Origin of the sequence: Haloglomus irregulare (assembly GCF_007421925.1) — an archaeon.
In the GTDB taxonomy this organism is placed as follows: Archaea; Halobacteriota; Halobacteria; order Halobacteriales; family Haloarculaceae; genus Haloglomus; species Haloglomus irregulare.
On record NZ_QMDX01000010.1, the window covers coordinates 127,897 to 138,543 of the forward strand.

The 10,647-nt window shown below is 68.1% G+C and carries 10 protein-coding genes and 2 pseudogenes; 5 read left to right on the forward strand and 7 right to left on the reverse strand.

Features of this window, described 5'->3' with window-relative positions:
• Positions 1–160: 160 nt before the first annotated feature.
• The 3 genes from DP107_RS14520 to serB all read right to left on the reverse strand — a co-directional run bounded on the left by DP107_RS14520 (position 161) and on the right by serB (position 1,694).
• Positions 161–685, reverse strand: a complete 525-nt coding sequence (locus tag DP107_RS14520) for a hypothetical protein (protein ID WP_144262855.1) — start codon at positions 683–685, stop codon at positions 161–163.
• A gap of 41 nt (positions 686–726) precedes the next feature.
• A complete protein-coding gene (locus DP107_RS14525; RefSeq protein WP_144262856.1) occupies positions 727–999 on the reverse strand; it encodes a hypothetical protein in 273 nt (90 codons plus the stop codon).
• Between the two features lie 62 nt (positions 1,000–1,061).
• Positions 1,062–1,694: a phosphoserine phosphatase SerB gene (gene serB, locus DP107_RS14530; protein WP_144262857.1), complete on the reverse strand. Its 633-nt coding sequence runs from the start codon at positions 1,692–1,694 to the stop codon at positions 1,062–1,064.
• Between the two features lie 276 nt (positions 1,695–1,970).
• Here serB and DP107_RS14535 point away from each other — a divergent pair, with 276 nt between their 5' ends.
• Positions 1,971–2,255: a hypothetical protein gene (locus DP107_RS14535; protein WP_144262858.1), complete on the forward strand. Its 285-nt coding sequence runs from the start codon at positions 1,971–1,973 to the stop codon at positions 2,253–2,255.
• A gap of 497 nt (positions 2,256–2,752) precedes the next feature.
• Here the strand turns inward: DP107_RS14535 and DP107_RS14540 are convergent, their stop codons facing one another.
• The gene (locus DP107_RS14540) at positions 2,753–3,022 is read right to left on the reverse strand and encodes a DUF7322 domain-containing protein (RefSeq protein WP_144262859.1); all 270 of its coding nucleotides are present in this window, start codon (positions 3,020–3,022) and stop codon (positions 2,753–2,755) included.
• Positions 3,023–3,290: 268 nt separating this feature from the next.
• Between DP107_RS14540 and DP107_RS14545 the strand changes: the two genes are divergently transcribed.
• Positions 3,291–4,352: a zinc-dependent alcohol dehydrogenase family protein gene (locus DP107_RS14545; protein WP_144262860.1), complete on the forward strand. Its 1,062-nt coding sequence runs from the start codon at positions 3,291–3,293 to the stop codon at positions 4,350–4,352.
• Between the two features lie 3 nt (positions 4,353–4,355).
• On the opposite strand, the gene DP107_RS14550 is transcribed toward DP107_RS14545, so the two are convergent.
• Positions 4,356–5,582: a GTP-binding protein gene (locus DP107_RS14550; protein ID WP_144262861.1), complete on the reverse strand. Its 1,227-nt coding sequence runs from the start codon at positions 5,580–5,582 to the stop codon at positions 4,356–4,358.
• 317 nt (positions 5,583–5,899) lie between these two features.
• Here DP107_RS14550 and DP107_RS14555 point away from each other — a divergent pair, with 317 nt between their 5' ends.
• Positions 5,900–6,556, forward strand: coding sequence for an LVIVD repeat-containing protein (locus tag DP107_RS14555; protein ID WP_144262862.1), 657 nt, complete (start codon positions 5,900–5,902; stop codon positions 6,554–6,556).
• A 517-nt stretch (positions 6,557–7,073) separates the two neighbouring features.
• On the opposite strand, the gene DP107_RS14560 is transcribed toward DP107_RS14555, so the two are convergent.
• The gene (locus DP107_RS14560) at positions 7,074–7,490 is read right to left on the reverse strand and encodes a hypothetical protein (RefSeq protein ID WP_185977332.1); all 417 of its coding nucleotides are present in this window, start codon (positions 7,488–7,490) and stop codon (positions 7,074–7,076) included.
• Between the two features lie 238 nt (positions 7,491–7,728).
• Between DP107_RS14560 and DP107_RS14565 the strand changes: the two genes are divergently transcribed.
• Both DP107_RS14565 and DP107_RS14570 read left to right on the forward strand, forming a co-directional pair.
• A complete protein-coding gene (locus DP107_RS14565) occupies positions 7,729–8,340 on the forward strand; it encodes an FAD-dependent monooxygenase (RefSeq protein WP_202877417.1) in 612 nt (203 codons plus the stop codon).
• Positions 8,341–8,499: 159 nt separating this feature from the next.
• Positions 8,500–10,449, forward strand: a pseudogene (locus tag DP107_RS14570) (PAS domain S-box protein); the annotation flags it as partial.
• Positions 10,450–10,504: 55 nt separating this feature from the next.
• On the opposite strand, the pseudogene DP107_RS20855 reads toward DP107_RS14570, so the two are convergent.
• Positions 10,505–10,647: pseudogene (locus tag DP107_RS20855) on the reverse strand (IS630 family transposase); the annotation flags it as partial.

The window sequence follows — 10,647 nt, forward strand, 5'->3', positions numbered from 1 at the left end:
GGGTCCTCGGCGGCCTTCGGCCATCTGCGGGCACCGGCTGGCGGACTCCGCCGGCGATCCGCTCCTCGCAGGAACGTTCAGAGGAGTTCGCCGGCACCCGGGGAGCCGCGCTCGCTGCGCTCGCGCGGATGCAGGCGTTCGCTATCCCCGGGCGCGGGGACTACTCCGAGTCCTCCGCGTCTGCCCCCTCGATGACGCCCTCGCCGGCGACCGTCTCGGCGAGCGTCTCGCGGTCGGGAAAGTAGGCGGGGGCGTCGTTGTCGGCCTCGAACTGGACGATCCGCTCCAGCGCCGTCTCGTCGTCGACGCCCTGGAGCGCCTCGGCGAGGTCGGCGTAGCCGCCCGCGAGGTCGTTGAACGCGTCCATCCGGGCGCGTTTCGCGGCGATGAGCGACTGCTTGCGCTCCACGTCGGAGACCGCCGACTCGGCGGCGGCCGCTGCCGCCTCGCCGCCGGGTTCCGGGCGGTCGGGCTCCTCGGTCGAGGGCGGGGTCGTGGTCCCCTCGCTGGCGGCCTCCAGCTCCCCGCGCAGGTCGGCCAGCGTCGCGTCCACCTCGTCCAGTAGCTCGTCGGCCTCCTGGCCCATCCGCTGGACGCGTCCCGAGAGGAGCGCGGCCTGCGTGCGACAGTACTCCACGAACTCGTCGGCGTCCGGCGGCGCGTCCGGCGTGTCGGCCTCGTCCATACGCCCCGCTCGGACCGGGGCGGGAAGTGGGTTCCGGGGACTCACCGCAGCAGTAACAGCGACCCGAGTCCGACGAGCACGGCGGCCGGATACGCCGGATGCGCCCGAGCGAACCGCCAGAACCGCTCGCCGGTGACGCCGGCGAAATCCGCGGCCAGCCCGAAGCCGGGCGACAGCGACGCGAGGATGACCCAGGCCGCGACCAGCGCGCCGAGTCCGCCGGCCGCCCGGAGCGGGTTCGCCCCGACCCACAGCGCCAGTCGCCGGGGCACCCACAGGAGGGCCCGCGACAGCGGTCCGGAGTCGGGTGCCATACCGGCCGGAGACGCCCCGCCGTCGTCAATCCGCGTACGACGCGCGTCCGACACGACCCGCCTCAGAGCACGCCCCGCTCCTCGAGCAGCTCCCGGAGTTCGGCCATCGCCTCGACCACCACGTCGCAGTGGGGCTCGACCGCCGGTTTGGGCTCGTAACCGACCGCCAGCCCCGCCACCTCCAGCATCGGGAGGTCGTTCGCTCCGTCGCCGACCGCGACGGTGTCGGCCATCCCGACACCGACCTCGTCGGCGAGGGCCGCCAGCGTCTCGTCCTTGGTGCCCTCGATGAGCGGGCCCTCGACGTCGCCGGTCAGCGTCCCGTCCCGGGTCGGGAGCCGGTTGGCGACCACCGCGTCCACGTCGGTTCCGGCGTCGTCGAGCGCGCGCGCCACGCCGCGCTCGAACCCACCGGTCAGGACCGCGACCGTGTGCCCGGCGTCCCGGAGCGCGTCGATGACGGCGGCGGCGCCGGGCCGCAGCGCCACCCGGCCAAAGGCGCGCTCGGCCTCCCGCTCGGACAGGCCCCGCAGCAGCTCCGCCCGCGAGCGCAGGCTCTCGGCGTAGGAGAGCTCGTCGTTCATCGCCCGCTCGGTGATGTCGGCCATCTCGTCGGCGACGCCCTGCTCGCCCCCCAGCAGCACGGTCATCTCCGAGTCACTGAGCGTCCCGTCGAAGTCGAACGCGATGAGCATCCACCGACCGTTCCGGCCGTCCGGGCTTGAATCCCTCGCGTCCGCGGACGCGGACCCATCCGCGGAGGCGTGGTCGTTTCGTTGTCGATTCGTCCGTTCGTCCGATACCGTACGTTTTCGAAACGAAACGAGACGTTTCTCCCGTTGTCCCGGGTGTTATCGACTTATCCGCGACGAATGCGGGGACGGCCGACGACCGGGTCGGGGGCCCGCACCCCGTCGACGCCCCCGACCGTCCCGGGAGGGTTAAGCCGCCCTCGGCCGCACGAACAGTCGATGGCAGAGGACCAGGCGACCCTGAGCACGTTCGACGACGAGGCGGGGCCCGACGACGGAGCGGTCACGGGGGACCGGCCGGCGTCGACGGACGGCCGTGCCGGCGGGGCCGCCGGGGAGGAACTCGTCTGCCCCTGGTGTCTCGCCGGCGCCGACCGGTTCGTCGAGGCGGGGCCGACGGGGCTGGGGTGTGGGCGCTGCTCGGCGGCGCTCCCCGTAGACGCCGACTGGTTCCACGCCCGCGACGTCGTGGCCCCGCGGCCGATGTACGAGACGGCGGACTGACCGCCGAGCGGCGTTCTCGCGGCCGGAGAACTCCGAACGCCGTTTTATGCTCCGGGCCCCTGCTTGAGGTCGTGCACGACATCCAGAAGGGGCTGTTAGCGCTGTTCGTGCTCCTCGTGGTGGCGCTGGTGATCGCGGCCGTCGCGGCGACCGGTCTCGCGCTGGGGCCGTAGTGGGACGAACCGCCGGCCGGCGGGGCGTCGAGACCACGAGGCGACATGGTTATCTATGACACTCGGGTCCGACCGTGGGGACGAATGTCAGGGTTGGGACGCGCACTCACGATAGCGGCACGCACGGTGATCCGTGCGTCGGCGGACGCGGCGGTCACGACGGCCGCCGCGCTGACGGGGGCGGCGGCCCCGACCGGTAGCAGCGGCGTCGGGACGGCGACCGACCTCGGCGGCCGGCGACGCGTCACGGCGGAGTTCGGCGGGCATTCGCGGCAAGGGTCGGCGGCGGGGGGCGAGCGATGGCCGCGGTCACGGCCGGGGGCGCTACGCCCGCTCGTACCGCACGACGATGACGGCGGTGACCACCAGGGCGACCGCCCCGGCGGCGAGTAGCCCCCCGCCGAGGAGCCCCTGACCGCGGAAGTGCCAGAGCATGAGCCCCAGGCTCGCGGCGAACAGCCCGCCCTGGGCCAGGAGCAGTGCGACGATGAAGTCCCGGAAGGTCCCGTCGTCAAGCGAGCCGACCCCCTCGGCGAGGTCGGCCCCGGCGTGGTCCTGCTCCTCCTCGGCCGCGACCATCGAGAAGGGGTCCATATCCGGGGTACGTGCGGCCGACGTATGGCCGTTGTGCCGGCCACCGTACTCGACGACCGGGCGGCCGTCGACGGCTACCCCGGTGATCTCCGGGGGAGTCGCGAAGGCCCCACGCGACACGGGCGGGCATGGCACGGACCGAAGCGACGGAGGCGGGCGGGACGGGAGCGGGTGACCCGCCCGGGACCCGGCGGTTCCGGTCGGGCGCGCCGTGGCGGCCGCGCGCGGCACCCGAACGGCTTTCCCACTGACAACCGAGCGTGGTGGCATGCGTGCAGCAGTACTCCGCGAGCACGGCGAGCCGCTCGACGTGACCGAGGTCGAGGCGCCCTCGCCCGACCCCGGGGGCGTCGTGGTCGAGGTCGGGGCCTGTGGCATCTGCCGGTCGGACTGGCACGGCTGGCAGGGTGAGTGGGGCTGGCTCGGCCTCGAGACGTCGCCGGGGCAGATACTCGGCCACGAGCCCGCCGGCCACGTGGTCGAGGTCGGGCCCGAGGTCGAGCGGGTCCGCGAGGGCGACCACGTCGCCATCCCCTTTACCCTCGGCGACGGGACCTGCGAGGAGTGCCGCACCGGTCACGGGAACACCTGTGACAACACGCAGGCGCTCGGGTTCGTCGAGAGCGCCCCCGGCGCGTTCGCCGAACTCGTCCACGTCCCCCACGCCGACCACAACATCGTCCACCTCCCCGAGAGCGTCACCTCGACGGACATGGCGGGGCTGGGCTGCCGGTTCATGACCGCGTTCCACGGGCTGGCCCACCGGGCGCCCGTCGCGGCGGGCGACTGGGTGGCGGTCCACGGCTGCGGCGGCGTCGGCCTTTCGGCGGTCCACATCGCCGACGCGCTCGGCGCGAACGTCGTCGCGGTCGACCTCGACGACGACAAGCTCGCACGGGCGGCCGACCTCGGGGCGACCGAGACGCTCAACGCCGCCGAGACCGAGCGGGTCCCCCGCGAGATAAAGGGCCTCACCGACGGCGGCTGCAACGTCTCGATCGACGCGCTCGGTATCGAGGAGACCTGCCGCAACTCCATCCTGGGGCTGGGCAAACGGGGTACCCACGTCCAGATCGGGCTGACGAGCGCGGCCGAAGGGGGCGACCTGTCCATCCCCTCGGACCTGATGGTGATGCAGGAGATCGAGTTCGTCGGGTCGCTGGGGCTGCCGCCGACGCGCTACGACGAGATCTTCCGGATGGTCGCGACCGACAAGATCGACCCCGGCGCCGTCGTGGGCGAGACGGTCGGGCTGGCGGACGTCAGCGACAAACTCGCGGCGATGACCGACTTCGAGACGGCTGGGATTCCGGTCGTGGACTCGTTCTGAGACCTACTCCGACTCCTCGACCGTCCGGGCGTCGGGCCCCTCGTCCATCCGGTGGACGGGTTCGGGGTACGCCGGCCGGAACGCCTGGCTCCCGGCCACCTCGACGTCGACGTCCGTCCGCGCCGCGGCGACCCAGACGGCATCGACGGCGTGCCCCCTGATGCGGTCGGGGTCACCAACCGCGCGGGCGTTGAGCACCAGTTGTGCGCCCTCGACGGTCCCGAGGTCGGCGCCGTCGTAGCCCGGGTCGCCGTCAGTCGCGGTCAGGTTCGCGTGACAGAGATTCCCGTCGGCCGCGACGGAGAACTTCAGGTGGGCTGTCTCGATGTCGTGCTCGTCGAGCGTCGACTGGAGCTGCTCCATCAGCACCCGCCGGAACCGGTCGGTCGGGAGCGACCCCTCGATGTCGATGGTCATGTTGACCCAGCCCAGCCGGGCCTCCCCCTCGGCGTACGTGTCGTAGTCGATGTCGGTGAGCGCGCGGCCCTCCGGGGCGAGCGCGCCGTCGTCGAGGTCGATATCGACGTCGAGGCTCGCGCCGATGTCGTCGACATCGGCCAGGTCGACGCCGTCGACGACGAGCGAGAGCCACTCGTCGAGCCCCTCGCGTTCGAGCGCCGACACCGGAAGGACCGGTCGGTCCCCCACGCGCCCCTCCAGGCCGGCGACCAGCTCGTCCACCTCGTCGTCGGGCAGCGTGTCCGTCTTGTTGAGCACCACGAGGTCGGCCTCGTCGACCTGCTGACGGAAGATGTAGCGCACCTCCTCCGGGAGCGCGGCGTCCTCGTCGCTGACGTACGACCGGACGCGGTCCGGGTCGAGCACCGTCGTCAGCGGCGCGACCGAGAACTCAGCCGCGTACATCGACCGCAGCGGGTTGACGACCGTGGCGACGAGGTCGGTGCAGCTGCCGACCGGCTCGCACAGCAGCACGTCGGCGTCCCGAGCGACGATGGACTCGGCGGCGTTCAGCAGGTCGTCGAAGTTACAGCAGAAGCAGCCCCCGGGGATCTCCTCGACCTCGCCGCCGGCGTCGTCGAGGATGGAGGTATCGACCAGCCCCTCGGCCTGGTCGTTGGTGATCATCCCGACCGTGTAGCCGCGTCGGGTCAGCGTCTCACCCATCGCCTTCAGCGAGGTGGTCTTTCCCGCCCCGAGAAAGCCGCTCACGAGGACGAACTGGATGGGGTCGTCGGTGCCCGTCGAGGTGGAGTGCGAGTCCGATGTCATGGTGTGTTCACGGGACGTCGGCCGCCGGTCGTCGTGGCCGCGACGGTCACGGCCGCTGTGGCGCGCATCCGGGAAGGTACGCCGTCCCCGCGTCGCCGCCCCGCTGGTCTACCCGTTCCTACGACGGATACCGATTAAACCCACGGCCGCTTCGCTCGGCCGGTACCAGACCGCTGCCGGGGGCCACCGGGTCGCGGAGCGGGGATGACCGGGAGCGTCGGTGACCGGCCTCCCTCTGGATGCATCTGTCACAACCCCCTCTTTACAGGAGCATGAGCCCCGGGTACAGGGCGACCAGACCGTCGCTACCACCACCCATGTTCGACAGACGCGACTTCCTTCGAGCGGCAGGCGGGGCGGTACTCGGCGCGGGCCTCGTGTCGGGGACCGCCAGCGCGGAGTACGACCGGTTCGAGAACTACAGCCTCGTCGGCACGGCGCCGGTGCCGGGAATCAACGAGGTCGTCGCGCGGGGCAACTGGGCGTACGCCACCTCCCAGGGCTCCATCACGACCGTCAACATCAACGACCCGACCACCCCGCTCGTCGCGGGCCGGGCGGAGGGTGAGGACGCGGAGGACACGCCGGACGTCGACGTCGCCGGCGACGTGGCCGCGCTCGCGCACAACGGTGGCGTCCGGGGCATCAGTCTCTTCGACGTGAGCGACCCCGCGAACCCGTCCTTCGAGTCGTTCTACGAGGACAGGGACACCGTCCACAACTGCTACCTGAAGCGGGCGCCGGACGGCTCCACTACCGAACCGGAGCGGCTTCAGGTCACCGACTCCGGTAACGTCGATCTCGGCGAGCGCCGCCGTCCCGGTGCCCGCACCCAGGGCACCTACGCCAGCGATGGCGGTGACACGGAGTTCGTCTACCGTGTCGAGGCTCCCGAGTCCGGCGACTGGACGGCCCGGATCCTCCCGAAGAACACGGCGAACTTCGACTACGAGATCGTCCGCGAGGAGTCGTAGCGCCCGGACCGGGAGGTCGGACGGACAACCGGTCCACTCCTCTTCTCATCAGGTCAACCGACGGATACTCGTGTCTGTGCGATACGGAGGGGAGGGCGAGTCTCGGCCATCCATCGGGTTCTCGGTTCGGAGACGAGAACCGGCGGCACCGCCTAAACGATGCACGCCGGATACGACGACCGGGAACCCGGGCGGTGTCACGGAGCGGAACACCCCCTCTCGTCTCGGACACAGGGCGTCTACCGGTCACGAGACGTCACCGGAGCAGGCGGTTGGATACCGTCCTCGGGGTAGTAGATTAGACCCAGTATCTACGACCGTGGCGTGAACTCGGGCGGACGGTCGAAGCCGTCGTGAACCCACCGACAGACGGTATCGGTCCGTCCGGTGCTGGGACTGTCGAGGGGCGGAGCGGGTCCGCAGGCGGGTTCAACTATACATATAGCCGACCTGTCGTGTCGGCGCTACGTGCGTAGGCATCAGTATGGAGAGATCGTGTGGTATAGCGAACACCATGTCAAGGGCCCACTCGGAAGACGTCACGAACGGCGGCGTATCTGACGCTGTCACGACTGACCGTCCGAACCCGCATCCGCCTGCCTGTCCCGACGTTCCCAGTCCCCTCCGACTCCCGAACGGTCGCAACGGCCAGTTGTGCCTCTGCACGAGCGACGCCACGGTGGACACTGTGGGGTATGGGCCCGAGGTGAGTGCCGTGCCGAGTGCCAGTGACATCTAGGTTCTGATCGTCGGCGATACTGTCGGTGCCCTCTCGCTCGCCGGGTTCCTCGACCGTGCCGGGGTAGACCCGGTCGTGGTCGAACTGGGTGAGCGGCTGGAAGCCCCGCGGGGGCCCGTCACCCTCTGGCCCGACGCCGTGACGCTGCTGGCGCGGCTCGGACACGAAGTCCGCGAGACGGGACAGGAGGTGCACACGTGGACGCGACGCTGCCCGGACGGGACGGTGGTGACTCGCCTGAATGCCGACGGCGCGTTCGGGTTCGTCACGGTGATGAACGGCCAGCTGCGATTCCGGTTGTGCGAGCGACTGCCGGACGACATCCTCCGTACGGGACTCACACTCCGGTCGCTCGGGGTGGGACGTGGCGGCGTCGCGGTCGAGTTCGCGAACGGCGTCCAGGAGCAGTTCGACATCGTCGTCGGCGTGGACGGTGTGCACTCGCGCACACGCGACCTGCTACGGTGGGTCGGATCCGGCGTTCCGCGGGACCACGAGCGTGGCCCTCCCGCTCGTCCACGGCACCAGTCTCGAAGAGGCGACCGAGGTGTGGACCGAGGACGGGACCGTGTTCCGGGCCGTTCCGGTCGGTGACCGGGTCGCAGGGTGGATCACGATCCCGACGACGGTGCCCGGGCAGGCCTGGAGTGATGCGGCCGCCCTCGCCGCTAAGTTGCCCGACATCGACTGGTGTTTCCCGGCGGCGCTTGAGGGGGTCGATCTCGAGACGGCGTGGTGGGGTGACGACTTCCACTACCGGACGGACTGCTGGGTCGAGGACCGGGTGGCCCTCGTCGGGGATGCGGCCCACGCCCGCCACCGGCTCACCGCAACCGGGACGACGCTGGCCGTTGAGGATGCAGCGGCGCTGGCGGCGGAGCTGGTCGGCCGGACGGATCCGCCGGCGCTTGGGCTCGCCGACTACGCGGCCCGCCGGCAGGCGCGACTCGAACGGCTCGGGAATGATCTGAACGCCGAGGTACCGCTCGCTGATGTCGAGTCGGTGCTCGCCGCCGTCCGAAGGGCACTCCTACGGCTCGGGTGAGTGACGGGCGAGCGCTTGATGAAATACTCCAGAGCCGACAGTATCGACCTGATCGATACAGAGGATGGACGCAAGATGACAGCACACTTACTTTCCAGTGTGAATATCGCCACAACGGTTTTAATGACATCCCCGGTAACCTCCGGCTAACACCGCGTCATGTCCTTCAGCGATCGATCACGGATTCGAGTGCTCCACGTCGACGATGAACCGGACTTTGCTGAGGTGACCAAGACGTTTCTCGAACGCGAGGACCGGCTCACCGTCGAGACTGCCACCAGTGCCGACGAAGGGTTGCAACGCCTCACTGATTGCCCCCCGGATTGCGTCGTCTCGGACTACAATATGCCGGGCACGGATGGACTCGAATTCCTGCGAACCGTTCGAGAGGGACACACGGATCTCCCGTTTATACTTTTTACTGGCAAAGGTAGTGAGGAACTCGCCAGTGACGCTATCTCTGCCGGTGTCACCGACTATCTACAGAAGCGAAGCGGCACCGAACAGTATGAACTGCTGGCCAATCGCATAAAAAATGCCGTTCAGGCGCGGCGTGAGGCACGACGAGCTGAGAGGCAGGAGGAGTTGATGCGTCTCACTGACTCTGCTGGCGACACCGGGGGTTGGGAACTCGATGTTGCCACCGGTGAGCTGCTGTTGAGCCCCGGGGCACGCGATCTCTTGGGGACAGAGTGCCGGCGGATGCCCTCTAAGCGGTTTCTAGACCTTTGCTATCCTGATAACAGGGACGAGGTTCGTGCAGCGATGGACACCGTCATCCGAGCACAGAGGCAGATGGAGTGTACGTGCCGGTTGCACGCTGCTGACGACAGCCACCGGCATCTGGATATCACGATGAGCCCCGTCATTACCAACGGTGGGGTGACAGAGGTTAGAGGCGCAGTTTCCGATATTACCGAGCACAAACAACGCGAACAACAGCTCAGTCAGTACAGGGATTTACTAGAGAGCATCAACGACGCAGTTTTTGTAGTAGATCAGGACCGGCGGATCGTGTACGCGAACGAACAGTCCCTCGACAACGTCGGCCTCACAGCCGGGGAGGTTGACCGCGAACCCATTATACCGCTCGTCGAACAGTACACTGTCGACCGAACTGGCGTCGCAGAGTTCGAACAGGCGCTTACTACGGCCCTCAGCGACCGCAAGAGCGAGAAGCCGGATCCAGTCGAACTGACAGTGGCTGCTGGCGGTTCGGAATCGGTTTACGAACACCAGTTTTCACGTGTGTCGACCAGTCAGCGTTCCGTAGGCGAGGGCGTGAACAAAGCTGTGGCTATAGTGGCCCGTGACGTTACCGGGCGCAAACAACGCGAACAGGAGCTGGAACGGGCCCGAGATCTGTTGTCTGAGATGGAGCAACTGGCTGAAATCGGTGCGTGGGAATACGACCCGGAGGAGGACAAGGTAACACACACTGCTGGCGAACTCCGAATCTACGGTCTTGATCCCGAATCGGAGCTCCGGTTGGATGAGGCGTTTGAGTTTTATCATCCGGAGGACAGGGATCGACTCAAAACACGGTTCCGGGAGTGTATCGGAGCCGGTGAGCCGTACAAGATGGACGTGCGGGTGATCAAAGCCGATGGGGAACAGCGGTGGGTCACTGCACAGGGTCATCGTGTCCAGCAGCAGGAGACGGAGGTAGTGCGCGGGTATGTACAGGACATCACGAACCGAAAGGAGCGACTTGAAACCCTCGAGCAGTCTGAGGCGTTGTTCGAGAATACGCAAGATATGCTGTTCATCATCGAGCACTCCGATGACGAGTTCGTCGTCAAGCGAGTGAACCAGGCGTTCGAGTCGGCAACCGGGCTCTCGAACGACGAGCTCCGGGGAAAGACACCGCAGGAACTCTTCGGCGAGGCGCGTGGACGGAAGATCGAGGATAAGTATCGGCAGTGTGTCGAAACCGGGGAGTCACTCAGCTACGAGGAGACGCTCGTCGAGGAGCAAGTCCCGAACAGGGATTCACCAACCGGCGACGGGCGTGTTTACTGGAAAACACATATCAGCCCGGTCGAAGTGGACGGTGATGTAGACCGGATCGTCGGTGCTACCCGCGATATCAACGAACAGAAGCGTCGGGAGCGGGAACTCAAGCGTCGGAACGAGCGGCTGGACGAATTTACTATAGTAAACTTTAGAAGTAATTACTCACTTTGGGAAGAGACAGTTCCTCGAGAGCAGTGTCGATCGCCGTTGTTAGCTCGTCGAGTGAGTCGAAAAAGCGGTTGCTGAGAGCCGCTTGCAGTTGTCTCCAGCACTCCTCGACAGGATTCAACT